Source organism: Streptomyces sp. CBMA29 (assembly GCF_014596445.1).
GTDB lineage: Bacteria > Actinomycetota > Actinomycetes > Streptomycetales > Streptomycetaceae > Actinacidiphila.
The window spans coordinates 87,633-110,349 of the sequence record NZ_MECL01000158.1 but is presented as its reverse complement, the minus strand read 5'-3'; the positions used below and the strand labels follow the sequence as shown (position 1 = coordinate 110,349).

The window sequence follows — 22,717 nt, the reverse complement described above, 5'->3', positions numbered from 1 at the left end:
GCGGATGGTGGGGCGGGGCGGCGTCTCGGCGCCGGTGCGGCTCCCGGCAACGGACCCGGGCGGGTCCGGCCAGCGCCCCGGGCGGCCGGGTGGCCGCGCTCCCGCTCCCGAGCCCCCCGCAGGGGGTTACGCTCAGACGGAAGCCTTGATCGATCCGGGCTTGCGCGGGACCGTTCCGGGGTACGGGACACGCGCCACAGCCATGTGCCACCCGCCGTACTCGCCGCGCCGCCGTACCCGCCACACCCGCTACACCGCCACACCACATGACCCGCCGGGAGGGCCGATGCAGGGACGCCGGAGCAGTACGTTCACGCGGCTGCTGCGGCACGGCTTCACGGACCCGGCGGCGGCCGAGCGGCTGCTGGAGCTGCCCGAGCTGTCGACGGTCAGGACGGACCCGGTCCTGCTGGAGGCGCTGGGCGCGACGGCCGACCCGGACCAGGCGCTGATCGGCCTGGTACGGCTCGCGGAGGCGCTGGACCCGGCGGAGCGGCGGACGCTCCTGGACACCGTCACGACGGCGAAGCCGCTGCGCGACCGGCTGCTGGGCATCCTCGGCGCCTCCGAGGCCCTCGGCGACCACCTCGCCCGGCACCCCGCCCACTGGCACGCGCTGGTGATGTACGAGTCCGCCGACCTGCATCCGGGCGTCGCCGACTTCGTCCGGGCCCTCTCGGGCGCCGACACCCCCGACGCGCTGCGCGTCGCCTACCGCCGCTGCCTGCTCGGCATCGCCGCCCGTGACGTGTGCGGCACCAGCGATCTGGTGCGTACCGCCGCCGAACTGGCCGACCTCGCCACCGCCACCCTGCGCGCCGCGCTGGCCATAGCCGCCGCCGAGAGCCCGCGCGACGCCGCCGTCTGCCGGCTGTCCGTCATCGGCATGGGCAAGTGCGGCGGCCACGAGCTGAACTACGTCTCCGACGTCGACGTCGTCTACGTGGTGGAACCGGCCGACGACACGGCGGGCCAGGAGGACGCGGAGGGCACGGCCGTACGCGCCGCGACCCGGCTGGCCGCCCGGATGATGCGGATCTGCTCCGACACCACCGCCGAGGGCACGATCTGGCCGGTCGACGCCAATCTGCGGCCCGAGGGCAAGAACGGGCCGCTGGTCCGTACGCTCTCCAGCCACCTCGCCTACTACCGGCGGTGGGCGAAGACCTGGGAGTTCCAGGCGCTGCTCAAGGCCAGGCCGGTCGCCGGGGACGACGCGCTCGGCGAGGAGTACCTGGCCGCGATCCGCCCGTTGGTCTGGCAGGCCGCCGAGCGCGAGAACTTCGTCACCGACGTGCAGCAGATGCGCCGCCGCGTCGTGGAGAACATCCCCGCCGCCCAGATCGAACGCGAGCTGAAGCTCGGCCCCGGCGGCCTGCGCGACGTCGAATTCGCCGTGCAGCTCCTCCAGCTCGTGCACGGCCGCACCGATCCGTCGCTGCGCAGCGGCACCACGCTGACCGCGCTCGCCGACCTCGCCGCGGGCGGCTACGTCGGCCGCACCGACGCCGCCGCGCTCGACGACGCCTACCGCTTCCTGCGGCTGATGGAACACCGCATCCAGCTCCAGAAGATGCGCCGCACCCACCTCGTCCCCGACGACCAGGCGGGACTGCGCCGCCTCGGCCGCGGCCTGGGCTTCCGCGCCGACCCGGTCGCCGAGCTGAACCGGGAGTGGAAGCGGCACGCCATGGAGGTACGGCGGCTGCACGAGAAGCTGTTCTACCGGCCGCTGCTGGACGCGGTCGCCCAGCTCGGCGGCGAGGAGACCCGGCTCAGCACCGACGCGGCCCGCCAGCGTCTCCAGGCGCTCGGTTACGCCGACCCGGCCGCCGCCGTCCGCCACTTGGAGGCGCTGGCCAGCGGCGTCAGCCGCAAGGCCGCCATCCAGCGCACGCTGCTGCCGGTGCTGCTCGGCTGGTTCGCGGACTCCGCCGACCCCGACGCCGGGCTGCTCGGCTTCCGCAAGGTCTCCGACGCGCTCGGCAAGACCCCCTGGTATCTGCGGCTGCTGCGCGACGAGGGCGCGGCGGCGCAGCGGCTGGCCCGTGTGCTCTCCTCCGGGCGGCTCGCCCCCGACCTGCTGATGCGCGCCCCCGAGGCGGTCGCGCTGCTCGGCGCCGCCGACGGTCTCGTGCCGCGCGACCACACCGCCCTGGAACAGGAGGTGCTGGCCGCCGTCGGCCGCGCCGACACCCCCGAGCAGGCCATCGCCTCGGTACGGGGAGTACGCCGCCGCGAGCTGTTCCGTACCGCCGCGGCCGACCTCATCGACACCTACGGCGACGACGAGGAGGCCCCGGAGGAGCCGCCCGAGGAGCCGCCGGACCCCGCCGCGCTGGTCGACCGCGTCGGCACCGCCATCTACGGGCTCACCGCCGCGACGCTCGCGGGCGCCCTGCGCGCCGCCGTCAACCACGTCACCGGCAACGACGCGCACCCGCTGCCCACCCGCTTCGCCGTCATCGGCATGGGCCGCTTCGGCGGCCGGGAGCTGGCCTACGGCTCGGACGCCGACGTGCTCTTCGTCCACGAACCGCTCGACGGCGCGGACGAGGGCGAGGCCACCCGCGCCGCGCTCGCCGTCGCCGACGAGCTGCGCCGCCTGCTCCAGATCCCGACCGCGGACCCGCCCCTGCTGGTCGACTCCGATCTGCGGCCCGAGGGCAAGAGCGGGCCCATGGTCCGCAGCCTCGCGTCGTACGCCGCCTACTACCGGCGCTGGGGGCTGATCTGGGAGAACCAGGCGCTGCTGCGCGCCCTGCCGGTCGCGGGCGACGCGGACCTCGGCGCGCGGTTCACCGCCCTGGTCGACCCGCTGCGGTACCCGGAGAACGGCCTCGAAGAGGAGGCGGTCCGCGAGATACGGCGTCTGAAGGCCCGGATGGAGACCGAGCGGCTGCCGCGCGGCGCCGACCCCACCACGCACGCCAAGCTCGGGCGCGGCGGGCTGTCCGACGTCGAGTGGACGATTCAGCTCGTGCAGCTCCAGCACGCGGGACGGCTCCCCGCCCTGCGTACCACCGGCACCCGCCCGGCCCTCGCCGCCGCCCGCGAGGCCGGGCTCATCGACTCCGAGGACGCCGCCGTCCTCGACGACGCCTGGGTCCTCGCCACCCGCGTCCGCAACGCCGTCATGCTCGTCCGCGGCCGTCCCGGCGACACCTTCCCCAGCGACGGACGCGAACTCGCCGCCGTCGGCCGCTACCTCGGCTACCCGCCCGGCCACGTCGGCGACATGCTGGAGGACTACCGCCGCCGCACCCGCCGCGCCCGCGCCGTCGTCGAACGCCTCTTCTACGCCTACGAGTAGCCCGGTTCGGCTCGGCTCGGTTCGGCTCGGGTCGTTCGTGGGTCGGGGGGCGGGGGCTGCGGGAGAGGGGTTCGAAATCGGTATATTTACGGCGCTTCTGGCACTCCCCATCCGGTGACCCCTTCCGCGCCACAAATATCCGGCAGCATTTCGAACCCCTCCCCCTCCGCCCCCGCCCCCCTCCGCTGCCCACTTGGGGGGAGGGGGAGGTTGGTGGAGCGGCGGGGTGCCCCTGCGGTGTTCGGCGCCCCCTCAGCTACGGCGGCCCGGCGGCTGCCGACGTGGATGATCCCGCCCACCCCCACCAGACAGGCGGACGCCGCCATACCCAAACCCACCCACCCCCTCCCCGGTAACCCCCACCGGCGGGCGGACGCCGACGTACCCAAACCCACCCACCCTCATCCGCAACCCCCACCGGACAGGCACCCGCCGACGTACCCGAACCCGCCCACCCCCCTCCCGGCCACCCCCACCGGACAGGCGGACGCCGATGTACCGGAGGGGACGGGGCGGGGTGCCCCCGCAGAAATACGTTGACAGGAACGGCACCGGATACCCAAGGCCAGGTGTTACGGATTTCGAGGAGGTACCCCGGGCCGGGACCGACCAGGCACAAGCGGCACCCGCAGACGAAGAAAGCACCCGCACGGGTGGGCGGGCGGGAAAAGACAAGGCACTTAGTCGGAAAGCGTCTCCGCCCACGTGCGGGACCAGCCGTCCAAGGGCGCAATGGCCTCGGCCAAGCCCGCCCCGACAGAGGTGAGGCCGTAACGCCCCTGATCCCCCTGCGCGAGCAGCCCAGCGGCGGCCAGCTCCCGCAACCGCTGATAAAGAACGCTCGGCGACATCGCGTCGCACCGTTCACGCAGGTCGCGAGCGCCGACCGGCCCGTCCCGCAGCTCCCAGAGAATGCGCAGCGCCCAGCGCCGCCCCAGCAGATCAAGCGCGGCCATCAGAGGCCGCCCGCTGCGGGAGCCGCGAACCTCGCCGCCCGGCCGGGGAACACCCCTGCCACCCACACCGTCCTCCATCCGCCCCCGCCCCTCCTTGCGCTTCTGATTCCGTAATCATACGGTGGTGCCAGGCGTTACGGAATGCGAAACGCGCACGAGCTGGAGGAACAGGGATGGGCGAACCGACCGCTTTCTACGAGCCCGACCCGGACGGGTCCTTCGTGGCGACGGACGCCACCCAGGGCCCCTGGTCGCCCGAGCTCCAGCACGGCGGCCCGCCCAGCGCGCTGCTGGTCCGCGCATTCGAGGCCCTGATCGCGGCGACGGCGCGGGACGGCGACCCCGACGGCCCCCCTGACGGCAAACCCGACGGCACCCCCGACAGCAAACCCGACGGCCACCTCGCGAAAATCGCCATGGACTTCCACGGCCCCGTCCCCGTCGGCCCGGTCCGCGTCCGCGCCTCCGTCCTCAAGCCCGGCAGGCGCGCCCAGCTCCTCGCGGGTGAGCTGAGCGTCGACGGCCGAGTGGTCCTCTCGGCCCGCGCCTGGTGGCGCCGGCGCTCACCCGGCCTCGTACCGGACGTCCCCGTCCAGGCCCCGCCGCTGCCGGACCCCGACGACGTCGTCCCGGCCGACCCGCTCCCCGGCCACTTGGACCATGGCTGGATCGCGTCCATGGACTACCGCTACCTCGCCGGATTCGTCACGACACCGGGACCGGCCACGGTGTGGGTACGCCCGAAATTCCCGCTCGTCGCGGGCGAGACGACCTCCGGCACCCAGCGGGCCGTCCTCGTCTCGGACGGCGCCAGCGGCTTCAGCGCCGCGCTGGACTTCCGCACCCACCTGTTCAGCAACCTCGACCTCGTGCTGAGCTTCCTTCGCCCGCCGGTCGGCCCCTGGGTGGCGCTGGACGCCGTGTCAGCTCTGGACGGGGCGGGCGGGGGGACGACGAGCACCCGCCTCGCCGACACCGCCGGTTACCACGGCTTCGCGCTCCAGACGCTGTACGTGGCCCCGCATCACGCCGTCTGAGGGTCCGACGCCCGGGTCGACACCGCCTCCACCGGCTGGCGCGGCATTCGGTACAGCCAGCGCCCGTACACCAGGTACGAGATCCCGTAACCGACCGCCAGGCACACCACACCGCCGACCGCGTCCAGCCAGAAGTGGTTGCCGGTGGAGATGATGACGGTGAGGGTGAACACCGGGTACAGCGCGCCCAGCGCCTTCGCCCAGGTGTGCTTGGCCAGTATCGCGATGGTGATGCCGCACCACAGGGACCAGCCGATGTGCATCGACGGCATGGCCGCGTACTGGTTCGACACATGCGCCAGGTTGCCCGAGGACAGCGAACCCCAGGTGTGGTGCACCTCGACGGTGTCGATGAAGCCGCCGCCCGTCATCAGCCGGGGCGGCGCCAGCGGGTAGAAGTAGAAGCCCACCAGAGCCATGGCGGTGGTCACGAAGAGCACCAGACGGGCCGGGCCGTACCGCCCCGGATGGCGGCGGTAGAGCCACACCAGCACGCCGATGGTGATGATGAAGTGCAGCGTGGCGTAGTAGTAGTTCATGATGACGATCAGCCAGGTCACCGAATTCACGGCGTGGTTGACGGACCGTTCGATCGCGAGGCCGAGGTGGTTCTCGAAGGACCACACCGACGCGGCGTGTCGCAGGGCGACGGTCTTCTGCTCCGGAACCGCGTTCCTGATCAGCGAGTACACCCAGTAACTGACGCCGATCAGCAGGATCTCGAACCAGAGCCGGGGTCTGCGGGGTGTGCGGATGCGCCTGATGAGGGTGTGGCGGGGCTCCGTGCGGGCCACGCCGGTCGCTCCATCCGGGGGAGTGGAACCGGTGGAGCGCGGCGAGGCGGTCGTACGGCCGCTCATAGTCTTCGCAGTCGGTTCCCCCATGGGACACCAGTCTGCCAGATTCGCCCCGTATCGCAGGTCAGCCTTCGGTCGGATCCTGCGTGCCGCCCGTCCCCCTTGAGGAGGGTTTCTGTGCGGGCACGGGCGTGTTCCGCACGGTCGGCGCGGCGGCTGTCGAACCTCGAACGACCAGCTCGGGCAGGAAGACGAATTCGCTGTGCGGCGCCGGTGTGCCGCCGATCTCCTCCAGCAGCGCGTTCACCGCGGCCTGGCTCATGGCCGCGACCGGCTGCCTGATGGTGGTCAGCGGCGGATCGGTGAAGGCGATCAGCGGCGAGTCGTCGTATCCGACCACCGACACGTCCTCCGGCACCGACAGGCCCTGCTGCCTGGCCGCCCGGATCGCGCCGAGCGCCATCATGTCCGACGCGCAGACGATCGCGGTGCAGCCCGAGGCGATCAGCGCCGTCGCCGCCGCCTGACCGCCCTCCAGCGTGTACAGCGAGTGCTGGACCAGCGCCTGCGCCTCGTCCTCCGCCAGGCCCAGCACGTCCGCCATGGAGGCCGTGAAGCCCTCGATCTTGCGCTGTACGGGGACGTACCGTTTCTGCCCGACGGCCAGGCCGATCCTGCGGTGGCCGAGCGCCGCGAGATGGGTGACGGCCAGCCGGACCGCGTCCCGGTCGTCCGGCGACACGAACGGCGCGTCGACCTTCTCCGAGAAGCCGTTGATCAGCACGAACGGCACGCCCTGGCCCTGGAGCCTGGCGTAGCGCTCCATGTCGGCGGCCGAGTCGGCGTGCAGACCGGAGACGAAGATGATCCCGGCCACCCCCCGCTCGACCAGCATCTCCACCAGTTCGTCCTCGGTGGACCCGCCGGGCGTCTGGGTGGCCAGTACCGGGGTGTACCCCTGGCGGGTCAGCGCCTGTCCGATGATCTGCGCGAACGCCGGGAAGATCGGATTCAGCAGCTCGGGGGTGATCAGCCCGACCAGTCCGGCGCTGCGCTGGCGCAGCCGGACCGGCCGCTCGTACCCCAGGAGGTCGAGCGCGGCCAGTACGGATTCACGGGTGGTCGTGGAGACACCGGGTTTGCCGTTGAGTACCCGGCTGACCGTCGCTTCACTGACCCCCGCCTGGGCTGCGATGTCAGCGAGCCGCGCGGTCACAGCACCGGATGCTAGGGGACGGAACGCCACCACGTCAGATCGCCCACCAAATTGCCGTGTCTGCGGAGATAGTCAGCTCAATGCTGCCATTCTCCGTGTTCGGGACGGCCGCCGTCGAGCCGCCGCTGACATCGCTGTCACCGCTGACGTCACCACTGCCGGAGCCGGAGCCGGAGCCGCTGCCGCTGCTGGAGCTGGAGCCCGTGCCCACGCCCGTGCCCGTGTGACGGCCGCTGTCGCTGGACAGCAGCATCCGTCCGGGGCCGGGAAGCGTCACGGACACCGGCTCGCGGGTCAGGTTGACCGCGCAGACGAAGCTCCCGGCCCCGGGCTCCTCCCCGCCGCCCCTGCGGAAGGCCAGTACCCCCTCGGGCGCGTCCAGCCACGTCACCGCGGCGCCCGCGCCCAGCGCCGGGTGCTCCCGGCGCACCGCGAGGGCCGCCCGGTACAGCTCAAGGGTCGACGCCGGGTCGCCCGTCTGCGCCTCGACGCTCAGGCCCGCCCAGCTCTTCGGCTGCGGCAGCCAGCTCGGCCCGCCCGCCGGACCGAAGCCGTACGGCGCCTCGTCGCCCGACCACGGGATCGGCACCCGGCAGCCGTCACGGAAGCCGTCCTGCCCGGCCGCGCGGAAGAACGACGGGTCCTGCCGTACGTCGTCCGGCAGGTCCGTCACGTCCGGCAGGCCCAGCTCCTCGCCCTGGTAGAGATACGCCGAACCCGGCAGCGCCAGCATCAGCACGACCGCGGCCCGCGCCCTGCGCAGCCCCAACTCCCGGTCGCCCGGCTCGCGTTGCTGCGTGCCCAGCTCCGGCGGGTTGCCGAAGCGCGTCGCGTGCCGGGTCACGTCGTGGTTGGACAGCACCCACGTGGCGGGCGCCCCCACCGCGCTCATCGCGGTCAGCGACTTGTCGATGACCTTGCGCAGCTCCGGCGCGTCCCAAGGGGTGCTCAGATACTCGAAGTTGAACGCCTGGTGCAGCTCGTCGGGGCGCAGGTAGAGCGCGGCCCGCTCGATCGTCGGCGTCCACGCCTCGGCGACCGCGATCCGGTTTCCCGCATATTCGTCCAGAATCCTTCGCCAGCCGCGGTAGATCTCGTGCACACCGTCCTGGTCGAAGTACGGCATCGCCGCCGTGCCCAGCAGCGTGAGCTGCTCCGCGTGCCCGATGTCCGGCAGGCCCTCGGCCTTCACCAGGCCGTGCGCGACGTCGATCCGGAAGCCGTCGGTGCCCAGGTCCAGCCAGAAGCGCAGCACGGAGCGGAATTCGTCGTGCACCGCCGGATGGTTCCAGTTGAAGTCGGGCTGCTCGGGCGCGAACAGGTGCAGATACCACTCGCCGGGCGTGCCGTCCGGGTTGACCGTACGGGTCCAGGCCGGGCCGCCGAAGATGGACTCCCAGTCGTTGGGCGGCAGTTCGCCGTCCGCGCCCTTGCCGGGCAGGAAGTGGAAGCGGTCCCGCAGCGGCGAGCCAGGACCCTCGTGCAGCGCCCGCTTGAACCACTCGTGCTGGTCCGAGCAGTGGTTGGGCACCAGGTCCACGATGACCTTCAGGTCCAGCGCGTGCGCGGCCCTGATCAGGTCGTCGGCGTCGTTGAGCGTGCCGAACATCGGGTCGACGGCCCGGTAGTCCGCCACGTCGTAACCGGCGTCGGCCTGCGGGGAGGCGTAGAACGGCGACAGCCACACCGCGTCCACACCCAGCTCGCGCAGGTACGGCAGCCGGGCCGTGATCCCGGGCAGGTCGCCCATGCCGTCGCCGTTGCCGTCGGCGAAGCTGCGCGGATAGACCTGGTAGATGACCGCGTCGCGCCACCAGTCTCTGCGCTCGGCCGCCGTAGTGGCGGCCGGGCTGGCGGTGTGCGTGAGGTGCTGGCTCATGGTTTCCTTCATTGTTCCGGGCCTACGTGGCGGGGGAACGACAACTGGCTTGCGGGTGAAGCGCGTTGAGGTCGTGGGCCTCAGCCCTTGGTGCCTCCGGCGGTGAGGCCGGCCACCAGGTGGCGCTGGACGAGCAGGAAGACGATGCCCGCGGGGATCGCGATCACGACCGAGGCGGCGGTCATGCTGCCCCAGTCGGCGCGCTGGTCGGAGGCGAAGGTGCGGATGCCCGCCGCCAGCGTGGAGTGCTTGTTGCTCATGAACTGGCTGGAGTAGGCGACTTCGCCCCACGCGGTGAGGAAGCTGTAGAAGGCGGTGACCGCGAGGCCCGGCCGGGCCAGCGGCACGATCAGCCGCCAGAAGGTGCCGAACGGGGTCAGGCCGTCCACCCGGCCCGCCTCGTCGATGTCGCGCGGGATCGTGTCGAAGTACCCCTTGAGCATCCAGGCGCAGAAGGGCACCGAGATCGTGCAGTAGACGAGGACCAGGCCGAGGTAGGTGTCGATCAGGTCGAGCTGCGCCATCAGGTTGTACAGCGGCACGATCAGCACGGCCACCGGGAACATCTGCGTGATCAGGAAGGTCCACATCAGCGACTTGTGCCCGGGGAACTTCATCCGGGAGATCGCGTATCCGGCGCTGGAGGCGATCAGCACGCCGAGCACCGTGGTGGCCGCGGCCACGATCACCGAGTTGAGGAACCACTTGGGGAAGTTGGTGTGGAACAGCACGAACCGGTAGTTGCCCAGGCTCAGATGGCGCATGACCTCGCTGGGCTGCTGCCACGAGGTGCTGGGGCCCAGCGAGATGAAGACGATCCACAGCACGGGGAAGACCGCGACGGCGCTCGCCACCAGCAAGGTGGTGTGCAGCGCGAGCGAGGCGCCCCGGCTGCGGGTGCCGCGCGGGCGGTACTTGCGGCGCGTGGCGGCGGACCCGGGGGCCGCGCCGGTACGGGCGGCGGGGGCGGTGGCGGCCGGGCCGCTGTGGGTGGTGGCACTCATGGTGATCCGGCTCCTATGCCTGCTCGGACTTCAACTGGCGGCGGTAGAAGGTGGAGAAGGCCACAAGGATGAGGAGGATGACGATGCCGTAGGCCGCGGCGCCCGAATAGTCGGACACTCCGGTGAACGCCTTCTCGTAGGCGTACGTCACCAGGATGTCGGTGTCCCCTGTGGTGTTGTTGCCGAGCAGCAGGAAGATGATCGGGAACATGTTGAACGTCCACACGGTGCTCAGCAGGATCACCGTGCTGGTGACCGGCCGCAGGCCCGGCAGCGTCACGTTGAGGAACCGCTGCAACGGCGTCGCGCCGTCCATCTCGGCCGCCTCGTACAGCTCGCTGGGTATGGACTGGAGGCCGCCCAGGGTCGCCACCATCATGAACGGCACGCCGCACCAGACGTTGACGATGATGACCGCGATCTTCTGCGCGAAGGGCGTGCCCAGCCAGTCCTGGGCGGGCATTCCCATGTGCGTGATGATGTCGTTGAAGACGCCGTACTGCGAGTTGAACATCAGCCGCCAGGCGAAGACGCCGATGAAGGCGGGGACCGCCCACGGCAGGATCAGCGCGAGCCGGTAGAAGAGGCGGAAGCGCACCGGGCGGTTGAGCAGCATCGCCATGCCGAGGCCGATGGCGTACGTGATCGCGACGCAGGACACGGTCCAGATGACCGTCCACTGGAGCCGCGGGTAGAAGTCGCCGTCCTTGCCGGAGATGATCTGCCAGTAGTTGTGCAGGCCCACGAAGTCGTACGTGGCGCCGATGTGGACCGGGCCGATGTCCTTGGCGACGTTCATCTCGGTCGCGTTGGTGAGCGACAGGTAGATCCCGTACACCAGCGGGTAGAGGACGAGCACGCCGATGACGATGAGCACCGGGGCGACCATCACCCAGGCGTACCAGTACTTGTCCCAGGACCGCCGCAGCGACGTCCTGAGGCCCGGCCGGGGGGCCTTGCCCCGGGCGGGGGTGTCCATGGTGGCGGTGGTCATCGCTCCTCGGCTCTTCTGGCGTGGTCTGTCGTGAGCTGGTCTGTGGTGAGGCGATCTTTGCTGAGGGGACCGGACCGGCCGGCCGGGCGCGTGGGCCCCGCCTGTTCAGGTGGCGGGGCCCCGGCCGGCCGGCCCGGAGAAAAGGGGGCTACTGGACGGTGAACCCGGGCAGCAGCTTGCCGAACTCCTTCGCCGCCGCGTCGAGCCCGTCCTTCACGGAGGTCTCACCCTGAAGGATCTTGATGTACTGCTGCTGGAGCGGCGTGAACAGGCTGCCGACCTGGGGCAGCGCCACCCGCGGCCGGGCGGTGTCCATGATCGGCTTGAACCCGGCGATCTGCGGGTTCTTGGTGACCTCGGCGGTGTACGCGGACGTCCGCGTCGGCAGCGTGCCGTTCTTCAGCGCGATCTGCTGCTGGCTGCTGGAGGAGGTCATGAACTGCGTGAACAGGTAGGACGCGTCCAGGTTCTTCGAGCCCTGGTAGACCGCCAGGTCGTGACCGCCGGTCGGCGCCAGCGCCTTGCCGGTGGACCCGGCCGGGACCGGCGCGTAACCGAGGTTGCTCTCCTTGCCCTGGAAGGCGCTGCCCGCCAGGTCGTCGCTGACCGACCAGGGGCCCTGGATCAGCATCGCGACCTTGCCGGTCTTGAAGGACGTCTGCATGTTGTCGTACGCGCTCGCGAAGTCGACCTTCAGCGAGGAGGTGTCGTAGACCTCCTTGGCCTTGGTCACCGCCTTGACCGCCTCGGGCGAGTTGACCGTGATCTTCTTGCCCGCCGGGTCCGCGAGGTCGGCGCCCTCGCCGAACAGCAGCGGGAACAGGAAGTACGAGTCCGGGTTCACGTACGTGCCCGCGACTCCCGGCACCTTCTCCTTGATCGTCTTCGAGTCCGCGATCAGCTCGTCCCACGTCTTCGGCGGCGCCGCGATCCCCGCCTTCGCGAAGATGTCCTTGTTGTAGAGCAGCCCCAGCGTGTCCGTCACCGACGGCACCCCGTAGGTCTTCCCGTCGTACTTCGTCGTGTCCATCGGCCCGGCCAGGAAGTCACTGGCGTCCGTCACGGCCGCCGTCCCGTCCAGCGGAGCGATGTAGTGCAGCGACGCGTACTCCGGGATCAGGCCGACGTCCGCCCTGATCACGTCCGGCGCGCCCTTGCCGCTCTGCGCCGCAGCCTTGAACTTCTGCTCCACCGTGGTGAAGTCCACGTTCTGGTAGTTCACCTTGATCTTCGGGTACTTCGCCTCGAAGTCCGCGATCAGCGCCTTGTACGTCGGAGCCTCGTTCTTCGCGTCCGAGGTGTCCCAGTACGTGATCGACCAGGTCACCGCCGCCGGGTCCTTCGCCGCCGACGCCTTGTCATCCTTGCTGTCACTGCTACCGCCACAGGCGGTCACCCCGAGAACGATGGCCGCGGCTATCGCCACGGCGGATATGCCGCGTCGCATACCTGACTCCTTGAAGAGGGAAGTGCCCGTTCGCCCAGATCCGACTGGCTCCACTGCTCGGGCTGGGCAGGAACGTAACAGCGATGCAATCCCTTGCGAAAGTCCTTGCAAGCAACTTTCTGCAAGAAGCTTCAGATGTGACAAACGCGTTACCACGCGGTGGCCGTCAGGGTCACCCGGCCGCCCGGGTCGGGCAGGATCCTCGGTATGAGGATCCTGGTGCTGGGCGGTCGGCCGCCGACCCCCGGGGAACGGACGCCGTCCACGGCGACCGGACCGTACGGGCGGACCTCGCACGACTCGCCGCGCACGGCCCGTGGGACGCGGTGATCGACACCTCCAGCTCCGAACTGCCGCCGTGTGACGTGCTGCTGGCCGTACGGACTCTGCGCCCGCAGGCCAGACGGTGGGTACACGTCTCGACCGTTTCCGTCTACGCGGGGTGGCCGCACCAGCCGCTCACCGAGGACTCACCGGTTCTTGAGTGCCCGCCGGACGCGGACGCCACGTACGGTCACACCGGCGAGGACGGCAGCCCGACCGTTTACGGCTTCCAGGAAGCCGGTGGCGAGGCCGCCGTCTGTGAGGTCTTCGGACCCGACGCGGTCCTGCTCCGACCGGGCGTCATCCTCGGCCCCGGCGAATACGTCGGCCGCCTGCCCTGGTGGCTCACCCGCGCCGCCCGAGGCGGCCCCCTGCTCGCCCCCGCGCCCGCCGACCAGCGCATCCAGCCGGTCGACGTCCGGGACGTGGCCACCGCTGCCGTCTCCTCACGGCGACCATCGCCGACACCTGGTCCTGGCTGCGATCCGACACCCGCCCCGTCCCCCACCCCCGATGGTCCGAGCACGGCCTCCGCCCGGACAAGGAGTCCGCGATCCTGGCAGGGCTCGGTGCCGTGCACCGCGTGACATGCTGAAAGCCGCACCAGCCTCGTCGGCCTGCTGTACCTGCTGTACCTGCTGTTGGACGAGGCCACGAAGGCCGCCGGGCTAGGGAGCGCTGTCCGATCGGCGCGCGAGTTCCAGGAGTTCGGAGGGCGCGGTGCGGCCCGAGACGAGGAGCAGTTCGCGTACGCAGTCACGTGCGGCGGCACTCGCGCGTACTGACTCCGCAGCCAGTTCCTCGGCGCTCAGCAGGCACGCCAACGCCTCGCCGACCTGGCGCCGTTGGGTGTGCGCCCGCGCGAGGTCGATCAGCAGGCGCGATCGCCGTTCCGTGGACAGCCCGGAAGTGTCGAGCCCTTGGCCGATGTCGAGGGCTTCGCCCGCGTCGCCGAGGTCGATGGCGACAGCGATCGCCCAGACTTCGACGTTGGTCGGTCCGAACTCCAGGTTGAAGTCGTTACGGTTCTCGCCGAGGCGTCCGGCGGTCTCGCGAGCCTTCGTGATCTCCGCCCGTGCTTCGGTCCGACGGCCCGCCCTGGCATGTACGAGTGCGAGTACGAGGTGAAGAGCCCCGAGAACGGACCACGCCTCCGGAGGCGTGGTCCGTTCTCGCTCAATGTGGACGTGCAATGCGCCAACAGCGCTGGTGGCCGCGTGCTCCGCCTGATCCAGCCGCTGGGCGCGCATGAACGCCTGGGTCAGCCGGAAGACCGCCGCGCCCACGGCGTAGGGCTGTTCCGACTGCTCCGCCGAACGGATCGCCCGGTCAGCGGCGACCCAGGCGGCGTCCGACTCGCCTTGCCGGGCGAATGCCGCTGACACGGCCTGGTACAGACGGCCGAGGAGCGCGTGCAAGGCGGCCTGTGCCTCGGGGCGTGCCGCGGTGCGTGCGGCTGCCTCAAGCCGGGGAAGCAGCGGTGCGAGCACCGTGTTCAGCTCGGTGAACCTGGCCGCGTGGGCCAGGTCCCACGCCGTATCGACGCTGTGCTCGAATGCGGCGAGGTCGGCGTCCCGTACGTCGGGCCCCGCCCCGAACAGTGCGTCCAGGGCCGGGTGCCCCGAGATCAACAGCCGTGTGGCGTCAAGGTCATTCGGCTCTTCGCGCGTGGGAGGCGGCGCGGGCGTTTCCTCCAACGCGCCCGGCTGCAACGCGTTCACCGAGACGCCGAGGCCGTCCGCCAAGAGGCGCAGTACGTCGAGCCGGACCACGGGCTGCACCCCGCGCTCCACTTGCGACATCCAGCTCGCGGTGCGGGAGATCCGCCGGGCCAACTCGGCTTGGGTGAGACCGCGTTGAGACCTGAGCCGCGCCACCCGTGCGCCGAAGGCGCGGCGTTCCTCGGACGTCATTTCTGCCGCTTCTCACTCTCGGGGATGCCCTTGCCCGCCACTTCCTCAAGGAACGTGACTTCGGTGGAGTGGAGATACCGCCCCCGATCGGCCAGGAACCGCTTCACGTGTGGCTGCTCCTCGTGCCGGTCAAAGGCTGCCCGGTCCGCGTATAGCTCATAGAAAACGCGGACGTTGGGCTCGTCCGGCACGGAGTGGTTCACGTACACGAGCGTTCCCGGCTCACCCTTGATGCCTTCCAGCGTCTCCGCCATCAAGCCGTCGAACGCCACGGCCGACTCCGCGTCCCGCGCCGTGAACCGCACCACCAGGCCGAATCCCATGGTCACACCTCTTCTGAGTCAGCGTTCAGGGAGTCTCCCACAGCAGAAGCTCTCCCTAAAGCTAACAGTAATTCTTGACTAGCAGAAATACTGTTAGTAGCTTCGAGGTGGCGCTGCTGTACGACGCGGCGAAGGAGACGAGGAGGCGCGAACTCCCATGACCACCAACGGCTTACCGGCTCCCCGGCGATGGGTTCGGCAGTTCCCCTCCACTCTCAGAAGCGTCTCCACGGCGCGACACCGCGTCCGGGAGGCGGGCATCGACGACGAGCGGGGCCGGGGCCTGGCGCTGGTCGCCGCGCTGGCGAAGGAGACTGGGCATCACCTGCGGGTTCCGGTCGGAAAGACGGTATGGGCGCGGCTGGAGTTGGGTGCGGTGGGCGCCCTCGAAGATCCCGTTCGGCGCTCCGCCGGACGGGTCCGTGTGGATGAGGGATGGGAGGATCTGGCCATGGTGGGACCGATGTGTCGGAACGGTGGTGACGGGGACGGGGAGGACAGCGTTCCCGGGCAGCCCTGGACGCCACCGCCTCCGCCGCCCCCGGACGGCGAGATGCCCGAGGGCGATGGCGAGCACCGCAGGTGAGGAGCCAACCCGAACCGGAGGGCCGCGCCGGTGACGAACTGGCGCGGCTCCTCCGGGAGAGCGGTGCGCTGACGCCCGAGTGGGCGGCGGCGTTCGCGGACGTGCCGCGTGAACTGTTCCTGCCGGATCTGGTCTGGGCGCACGACATGGCCTCGGGCGGTAGCAGGACGGTGTCCAGAGACCGTGAGCCCGAGGCGTGGCACCGGGCGTCGTACGCGAATGTGCCGCTCGTGACGCAGTGGGACGACGGGCGGCACACGGGCGGCGAACCCGGAACCGTAGCGACGAGTTCGGCGAGCATGCCGTCCGTCGTGGCGGCCATGCTGCGGGACCTGGACGTGCGCGACGGCATGCGGGTCCTGGAAGTCGGCACCGGTACCGGGTGGAACGCGGGCCTGCTCGCACACCGCTTGGGCGACGAGAACGTGGTGAGCGTCGAGATCGACCCGGAGGTCGCGGACCGCGCCCGAAAGGCGCTGCGACGAGCGGGACTTGAGCCTGAGGTGGTCTGTGCGGACGGGACGGACGGATGGCCGGGCGGCGCGCCGTACGACCGGGTGATCGTTACGGCGGGCGTACGCGCCCTGCCGCCGCGCTGGTTGGCGCAGACCCGGCCCGGCGGACTGATCCTCGCGCCGTGGGGGACGCACTACAGCGACCAGGACGCCCTGGTCAGGCTGACCGTCGGCGAGGACGGCCGCGCGTCAGGGCCCTTCCTGCGGATGGTCGAATTCATGAAGCTCAGGGACCAGCGGCTGGACTGGGCGAGATTCCGCTCGCACGTCCAGACATACCCGGGAGACGCCGCCGTCTCCCGGACGACCCTCACCCCGGACGACCTCGGACAGCGTTACGACACCGCGCGTTTCGTCCTCGGCCTGTGCGTGCCGCACTGCGCACACGTGCTCAACCGGTCGGACGACGGGACGGCGAAGGCATGGTTCTTCGACCTCCGAAGCCGGTCGTGGGCCGCGACCGAATTCCCCGCCGGGACCACATACCAGCACGGGCCCCGCCGCCTGTGGGACGAGGTGGAACGGGCGTTGACGTGGTGGGCCGGGCGCGGCAGCCCCGGAATCGGCCGGTTCGGACTGACCGTCGGAGCGGACGGTGCCGCCCGCCCGTGGCTGGACGACCCGGCCCAGGTCGTGGAGAGCCGCTGACCATGCCGTCAGCGCGGCGAGACCCGGTGGGCGTGAACGCGGCGACCGGCGGGGAGTTGGGGGCGGTGGCGAACCGATCGCGGATGAAATCCCTTACAAGGTCTTGCTGTAAGGGCTTCGGCGGGGATACGGTCCCGGTCAAGTTCGTTCCGGCGCCGATGCCGGAGCTGCACCGGGTTTTCATGCGCGTGGGGTCCCGGCGCGAGGCTGTGTCCTTTCCGCCGTCAGGCGGAGTAGTCGCAAGGAGAACCGCCCGTGGCCCTGCCGTTCAGGCTGCCCGCTAGACGTCAACGAGTGCGGCGGACCGCCGTCGTCACGGTGCTGGCCGCGCTCGCGGCGCTCGTCGTACCGGCCGCGGTCGCGCACGGGGCGGCGCCGCCGCCGAAGCCGCCGTCCGACGCGGCGCTCGCCGCGCAACCCGCGCGGCACGACGCCACGCGTGAGCAGTTCTACTTCGTGATGCCGGACCGCTTCGCCAACGGGGACAAGGCCAACGACAAGGGCGGTCTGACCGGCGGCAGGCTGACCACCGGGTACGACCCCACGGACAAGGGCTTTTACCAGGGCGGTGACCTCAAGGGCCTGACGCAGAAGCTGGATTACATCAAGGGCCTGGGCACCACCGCGATCTGGATGGCGCCGATCTTCAAGAACCGCCCGGTGCAGGGCACGGGCGCGGACGCCAGCGCCGGGTACCACGGGTACTGGATCACGGACTTCACACAGGTGGACCCGCACTTCGGGTCCAACGACGACCTGCGCAGGCTGATCACGGCGGCCCACGCCAAGGGCATGAAGATCTTCTTCGACGTGATCACGAACCACACGGCCGACGTCATCGGCAACGCCGAGAACACCTACAACTACCTTTCCAAGGGCGCCTTCCCGTACCTGAGCGCGGACGGCACCCCCTTCGACGACAGCGACTACGCGGACGGCAAGAAGAAGTTCCCGAAGGTCGACGCGGCCTCCTTCCCGCGCACGCCCACCGTGCCCGCGGACCAGAAGAACGCGAAGGTGCCGGCCTGGCTCAACGACCCGACGATGTACCACAACCGCGGCGACTCGACCTTCGCCGGTGAGAGCGCGGACCAGGGCGACTTCAGCGGCCTGGACGACCTGTGGACGGAGCGCCCCGAGGTCGTCAGCGGCATGGAGCGGATCTACGAGAAGTGGGTCAAGGACTTCGCGATCGACGGCTTCCGGATCGACACGGTGAAGAACGTCGACCTGCCGTTCTGGACGCAGTGGGCGACCGCGCTGGACGACTACGCGGCCAAGCACGGCCGGCCGAACTTCTTCATGTTCGGCGAGACGTACTCCGCCGACCCGGCGATCACCTCGCCGTACGTCACGCAGGGCCGTCTCGACGCGACGCTCGACTTCCCCTTCCAGGACGCGGCCCGCGCCTACGCCTCGCAGGGCGCGGCGCCCGCGAAACTCGCCGGGGTCTACGGCCAGGACTACCGCTACACGACGGACAAGGCGAACGCGTACGAGGAGGTCACCTTCCTCGGCAACCACGACATGGGCCGGATCGGCTCCTTCCTGAAGCAGGACAACCCCACGGCGGACGACGCCGAACTGCTCCAACGGGACCGGCTGGCCAATGAGTTGATGTTCCTCGGCCGCGGCAACCCCGTCGTCTACTACGGCGACGAGCAGGGCTTCACGGGCGCGGGCGGCGACAAGGACGCCCGCCAGACGATGTTCGCCTCGAAGGTCGCCGACTACCTGGACGACGACGAGATCGGCACCACCCGCACCCACGCGAGCGACGCGTACGACACCACGCACCCGCTCTACCGCGCCATCGCCGCGCTGTCGAAACTGACGAAGGATCACCCGGCGCTGCGCGACGGCGTGCAGACCGAGCGGTACGCGGAGCCCGGCACGACGGCCGGCGTCTACGCGTACTCCCGCACGGACGCGAAGACCCGCGACGACTACCTGGTGGCGGTCAACAACGCGACGACCGCGAAGACGGTCACGATCCCGGCGGCGGGCGCGGCGAAGGCCGCCTACCGTGCGCTGTACGGGACGACCGGCACGGTCGTCACCGGCACCGACGGCTCGCTCAACATCACCGTGCCCGCGCTGAGTTCGGTGGTCTACCAGGCCGCCAAGCCCCTGCCCGCACCCGCCGCGAAGCCGACGATCACCCTTACCGCGCCCGAGGCGGGCGCCACCGGCACCGTCGAGCTGACGGCCGACGTCAGCGGCGCCCAAAGCCCGCTCAACCGGGTCGTCTTCGCCGCCCAGACCGGCAACGCCAAGTGGCAGGTGCTCGGTTCGGCCGACCACGCCCCGTACAAGGTGACGCAGACGATCGACCCGAAGACGGCGGCCGGAACGCCCGTACGGTACAAGGCCGTTGTGGTGGACGCCGCCGGACGTACGGCCGCGGCCACCGCCGCGACCAGCACCGGCACGACGCCGGTCACCCCGCCGCCCACCGCGATCAGCCACGACTACGCGGTGGTCCACTACCAGCGCGCGGACGGGGACTACGCGGACTGGGGCCTGTACGCATGGGGCGACATCGCCGACGGCGAGGCCACCACGTACCCGGCGGGCCACGCCTTCACCGGCCGTGACGCGTACGGCGCCTTCGCCTATGTGAAGCTCAAGCCCGGCGCGTCCACGGTCGGCTTCATCGTCGTGAACAAGGACGGCGTCAAGGACACCGACGGCGACCGCGCGATCGACCTCACCGCGACCGGCGAGGTGTGGATCAAGCAGGGCAGCCCGGACGTGGCCACGACCGCGCCGGACGGCGCTTACCCGCCGCAGGACACCGGCAAGGCCGTGCTGCACTACCACCGTTCGGACGCGGACTACACCGGCTGGGGCCTGCACGTCTGGACCGGCGCGGCCACCCCCACCGACTGGTCGTCGCCCATCCGGCCGACCCGGATCGACTCCTACGGCGCGGTGTACGAGGTCCCGCTCGCCGCCGGAGCCACCGCGCTCAGCTACATCCTGCACAACGGCGACGCGAAGGACCTGCCCAGCGACCAGTCGCTCGACCTGACCGGGAACGGCCACGAGGTGTGGCTGCTCGGCGGCACGGAAAAGTATCTGCTGCCGCAACCCCAGGGATCAGGAGCTGACTTGGACCTCACCAAGTCGCAGGCCCAGTGGATCGACCGTGACACCGTCGCCTGGCAGACCAACGCCGCGTCGGCCTCCCAGCAGCTCGTCTACGCACTTGACGGCGGCATCACCGTCAAGGACGGCGCGCTCTCCAGCGAGGGCAAGTGGCTGCGGCTGACGAAGGTCGCAACCGGCCTCACCACCGCCCAGCTCACCAAATACCCACAGCTCAAGGGGTATTCGGCCTTCACCATCGACCCGCGCGACCGGGCCCGCGCCACCGACGCGCTCAGCGGCCAGCTCATCGCCACCCAACGCGCCGCAAACGGGGCCCTGTTGGTCGCGACCGGCGTCCAGACCCAGGGCGTGCTCGACGCGGTCTACGGCGCCGCCGCCGCGAAGCACACCCTCGGTCCGGTCTTCACGTACGGCACCCCGAGCCTGTCGCTGTGGGCGCCGACCGCGCAACGGGTGAGCGTGGAGATCGACGGCAGGACCGTACCGATGCGGCGCGACAGGGCCAGCGGCGTCTGGTCGGTGACCGGCAGCCGGTCGTGGACCGGGAAGACGTATCTGTACGACGTCACCGTCTGGGCGCCCAGCGTCCAGAAGCTTGTGGTCAACAAGGTCACCGACCCCTACTCGGTCGCGCTGACCACCGACTCCGAGCGCAGCCTGCTGGTCGACCTGGACGACCCGAAGCTCGCCCCCAAGGGCTGGGCGCGGCAGGCCAAACCGGCCGCGGCCCCGATCAGCCGGGCGCAGATCCAGGAGCTGCACATCCGCGACTTCTCGGTCGCCGACAGCACCGTCCCGGCCGCCGACCGCGGGAAATACGCGGCCTTCACCGATACGTCGTCCGCGGGCATGACCCACCTCAAGGCGCTCGCCGCGGCAGGCGTCACTTACGTCCACCTGCTGCCCGCCTTCGACTTCTCGACCGTGCCCGAACGCGAACGGGACCAGGCGAAGCCCGCCTGCGACCTGGCCTCGTACGCGCCCGACAGCGAGCAGCAACAGGCGTGCGTGGCAGCGGTCGCGGCGAAGGACGCGTACAACTGGGGTTACGACCCTTACCACTTCACCGTGCCCGAGGGCTCGTACGCCAAGAACCCGGACGGGCCCCAACGCACCACGGAATTCCGGCAGATGGTGCAGGGCCTCAACAACGCGGGCCTGCGCGTGGTCATGGACGTCGTCTACAACCACACCTCCTCGGCCGGACAGGCCGACACCTCCGTCCTCGACAAGATCGTGCCCGGCTACTACCAGCGGCTGATGCCGGACGGCTCGGTCGCCACCTCCACCTGCTGCGCCAACACCGCGCCCGAGAACACCATGATGGGCAAGCTCGTCGTGGACTCGATCGTCACGTGGGCCAAGGAGTACAAGGTCGACGGCTTCCGCTTTGACCTGATGGGCCACCACCCCAAGGCGAACATCCTCGCCGTCCGCAAGGCCCTCGACGCACTGACGCTCCGTCACGACGGCGTGGACGGCAAGAAGATCATCCTCTACGGGGAGGGCTGGAACTTCGGCGAGGTCGCCGACAACGCCCGCTTCGTGCAGGCCACCCAGGCCAACATGGCGGGCACCGGCATCGCGACCTTCTCCGACCGGGCGCGCGACGCCGTACGCGGCGGCAGCCCCTTCGACGAGGACCCCGGCGTGCAGGGCTTCGCCTCCGGCCTCTACACCGACCCCAACGCGTCGGTGAACAACGGCACTTCGGCCGAGCAGAGGGCCCGGCTGCTGCACTACCAGGACCTCATCAAGGTCGGACTCACCGGCAACCTGAAGGAGTTCGGCTTCACCGACTCGGCGGGCAAGCGGGTCACCGGAGCCGAGATCGACTACAACGGCGCGCCCGCCGGATACGCCGACGCGCCCGGCGACGCCCTCGCCTATGTGGACGCCCACGACAACGAATCCCTCTACGACGCCCTCGCCTTCAAGCTCCCGGCCGCCACCTCGGCCGCCGACCGGGCCCGTATGCAGGTCGTCGCCGAGGCGACCGCCGCGCTCTCGCAGGGCCCCGCGCTCTACCAGGCGGGCTCGGACCTGCTGCGCTCCAAGTCCCTCGACCGCAACTCCTTCGACTCGGGGGACTGGTTCAACGCCATCCACTGGCAGTGCGCCGACGGCACCGGCTTCGGCCGGGGACTCCCACCCGCGGCCGACAACCAGGCCAAGTGGCCCTACGCCAAGCCGCTGTTGACGCAGCCCCAGCTCAGCCCCGGTTGCGCGCAGATCACCGCGGCCTCCGCCGCGTACCAGGATCTGCTGCGCATCCGCACCGCCGAACCCGCCTTCCGGCTCGGCACCGCGGCCCAGGTCCAACAGAAGGTCTCCTTCCCGCTGTCGGGCCCCGACGAGACGCCGGGCGTCATCACCATGAAGGCCGGTGACCTGGTGATCGTCTTCAACGCGACGCCGACCACGCAGAAGCAGCGGGTGGACGCGGCGCGCGGGACCTCGTACGTCCTGCACCCGGTGCAGGCGGCCGGGACCGACCCGGTCGTCAGGACCTCGACGTACGCGGCGGGGACCGGGACCTTCACCGTGCCGGGGCGGACGGTGGCGGTGTTCAGGACCGGTCGCTGAGGACCGGTCGCTGGGGACCGTCCGGCGCCCGTGAGGGGAGCCCGCGATTCCGGCCGTTTCCGCAC

General features: G+C 70.6%; 13 protein-coding genes and 1 pseudogene. 5 read left to right on the top strand and 9 right to left on the bottom strand.

Translation table 11 applies throughout. The features are described 5' to 3' along the window. The first annotated feature begins 286 nt into the window (after positions 1 to 286). Positions 287 to 3,313 carry a bifunctional [glutamine synthetase] adenylyltransferase/[glutamine synthetase]-adenylyl-L-tyrosine phosphorylase gene (locus tag BGM09_RS21535; RefSeq protein WP_188283297.1) on the top strand — a complete coding sequence of 1,009 codons (3,027 nt, stop codon included), beginning with the start codon at positions 287 to 289 and terminating at the stop codon, positions 3,311 to 3,313. A 680-nt stretch (positions 3,314 to 3,993) separates the two neighbouring features. Here the strand turns inward: BGM09_RS21535 and BGM09_RS21530 are convergent. Next, on the bottom strand, positions 3,994 to 4,269 hold the full coding sequence (locus BGM09_RS21530) for a winged helix-turn-helix transcriptional regulator (protein WP_223187388.1): 276 nt from the start codon (positions 4,267 to 4,269) through the stop codon (positions 3,994 to 3,996). Positions 4,270 to 4,442: 173 nt separating this feature from the next. On the opposite strand from BGM09_RS21530, the gene BGM09_RS21525 reads away from it, so the two are divergent. Next, positions 4,443 to 5,306: a thioesterase family protein gene (locus BGM09_RS21525; RefSeq protein WP_188283295.1), complete on the top strand. Its 864-nt coding sequence runs from the start codon at positions 4,443 to 4,445 to the stop codon at positions 5,304 to 5,306. Here BGM09_RS21525 and BGM09_RS21520 read toward each other — a convergent pair. The 6 genes and pseudogenes from BGM09_RS21520 to BGM09_RS21495 all read right to left on the bottom strand — a co-directional run bounded on the left by BGM09_RS21520 (position 5,294) and on the right by BGM09_RS21495 (position 12,643). Then, positions 5,294 to 6,190, bottom strand: a complete 897-nt coding sequence (locus BGM09_RS21520; RefSeq protein ID WP_188283294.1) for a phosphatase PAP2 family protein — start codon at positions 6,188 to 6,190, stop codon at positions 5,294 to 5,296. The two genes, BGM09_RS21525 and BGM09_RS21520, sit on opposite strands and share 13 nt — an antisense overlap. 37 nt (positions 6,191 to 6,227) lie before the next feature. Continuing rightward, positions 6,228 to 7,319, bottom strand: a complete 1,092-nt coding sequence (locus BGM09_RS21515; RefSeq protein ID WP_188283293.1) for a LacI family DNA-binding transcriptional regulator — start codon at positions 7,317 to 7,319, stop codon at positions 6,228 to 6,230. A 214-nt stretch (positions 7,320 to 7,533) separates the two neighbouring features. Beyond that, positions 7,534 to 9,198 (bottom strand): annotated as a pseudogene (locus BGM09_RS21510) (glycoside hydrolase family 13 protein); the annotation flags it as partial. A gap of 80 nt (positions 9,199 to 9,278) precedes the next feature. Beyond that, positions 9,279 to 10,202 (bottom strand): sugar ABC transporter permease, encoded by a 924-nt coding sequence (locus BGM09_RS21505; RefSeq protein WP_188283292.1) that lies wholly within the window; start codon positions 10,200 to 10,202, stop codon positions 9,279 to 9,281. A 13-nt stretch (positions 10,203 to 10,215) separates the two neighbouring features. After that, on the bottom strand, positions 10,216 to 11,196 hold the full coding sequence (locus BGM09_RS21500) for a carbohydrate ABC transporter permease (protein ID WP_188283291.1): 981 nt from the start codon (positions 11,194 to 11,196) through the stop codon (positions 10,216 to 10,218). A 148-nt stretch (positions 11,197 to 11,344) separates the two neighbouring features. Then, entirely contained in the window at positions 11,345 to 12,643 is a 1,299-nt protein-coding gene (locus BGM09_RS21495) for an extracellular solute-binding protein (protein WP_188283290.1), read from the bottom strand. 326 nt (positions 12,644 to 12,969) lie between these two features. Here BGM09_RS21495 and BGM09_RS21490 point away from each other — a divergent pair, with 326 nt between their 5' ends. Then, positions 12,970 to 13,554, top strand: coding sequence for an NAD-dependent epimerase/dehydratase family protein (locus BGM09_RS21490; protein ID WP_317452815.1), 585 nt, complete (start codon positions 12,970 to 12,972; stop codon positions 13,552 to 13,554). Between the two features lie 81 nt (positions 13,555 to 13,635). On the opposite strand, the gene BGM09_RS21485 is transcribed toward BGM09_RS21490, so the two are convergent. Both BGM09_RS21485 and BGM09_RS21480 read right to left on the bottom strand, forming a co-directional pair. Further along, the gene (locus BGM09_RS21485; RefSeq protein WP_188283289.1) at positions 13,636 to 14,880 is read right to left on the bottom strand and encodes a helix-turn-helix domain-containing protein; all 1,245 of its coding nucleotides are present in this window, start codon (positions 14,878 to 14,880) and stop codon (positions 13,636 to 13,638) included. After that, on the bottom strand, positions 14,877 to 15,203 hold the full coding sequence (locus BGM09_RS21480; protein ID WP_188283288.1) for a putative quinol monooxygenase: 327 nt from the start codon (positions 15,201 to 15,203) through the stop codon (positions 14,877 to 14,879). Before BGM09_RS21480 ends, BGM09_RS21485 begins: the two co-directional genes overlap by 4 nt. 582 nt (positions 15,204 to 15,785) lie before the next feature. Between BGM09_RS21480 and BGM09_RS21475 the strand changes: the two genes are divergently transcribed. Next, on the top strand, positions 15,786 to 16,952 hold the full coding sequence (locus tag BGM09_RS21475) for a methyltransferase domain-containing protein (RefSeq protein ID WP_317452814.1): 1,167 nt from the start codon (positions 15,786 to 15,788) through the stop codon (positions 16,950 to 16,952). A 255-nt stretch (positions 16,953 to 17,207) separates the two neighbouring features. After that, positions 17,208 to 22,652: a pullulanase-type alpha-1,6-glucosidase gene (gene pulA / locus BGM09_RS21470; RefSeq protein WP_411158344.1), complete on the top strand. Its 5,445-nt coding sequence runs from the start codon at positions 17,208 to 17,210 to the stop codon at positions 22,650 to 22,652. Positions 22,653 to 22,717 lie beyond the last annotated feature (65 nt).

What these genes read in the sequence shown, in the direction of transcription:
- BGM09_RS21525 (WP_188283295.1), top strand. Translation starts at nt 4,443, where the DNA reads ATGGGCGAACCGACCGCTTTCTACGAGCCCGACCCGGACGGGTCCTTC.
- BGM09_RS21520 (WP_188283294.1), bottom strand. Translation starts at nt 6,190, where the DNA reads ATGGGGGAACCGACTGCGAAGACTATGAGCGGCCGTACGACCGCCTCG.
- BGM09_RS21485 (WP_188283289.1), bottom strand. Translation starts at nt 14,880, where the DNA reads ATGACGTCCGAGGAACGCCGCGCCTTCGGCGCACGGGTGGCGCGGCTC.
- BGM09_RS21535 (WP_188283297.1), top strand. Translation starts at nt 287, where the DNA reads ATGCAGGGACGCCGGAGCAGTACGTTCACGCGGCTGCTGCGGCACGGC.
- BGM09_RS21505 (WP_188283292.1), bottom strand. Translation starts at nt 10,202, where the DNA reads ATGAGTGCCACCACCCACAGCGGCCCGGCCGCCACCGCCCCCGCCGCC.
- BGM09_RS21500 (WP_188283291.1), bottom strand. Translation starts at nt 11,196, where the DNA reads ATGACCACCGCCACCATGGACACCCCCGCCCGGGGCAAGGCCCCCCGG.
- BGM09_RS21480 (WP_188283288.1), bottom strand. Translation starts at nt 15,203, where the DNA reads ATGGGATTCGGCCTGGTGGTGCGGTTCACGGCGCGGGACGCGGAGTCG.
- BGM09_RS21530 (WP_223187388.1), bottom strand. Translation starts at nt 4,269, where the DNA reads ATGGCCGCGCTTGATCTGCTGGGGCGGCGCTGGGCGCTGCGCATTCTC.
- BGM09_RS21495 (WP_188283290.1), bottom strand. Translation starts at nt 12,643, where the DNA reads ATGCGACGCGGCATATCCGCCGTGGCGATAGCCGCGGCCATCGTTCTC.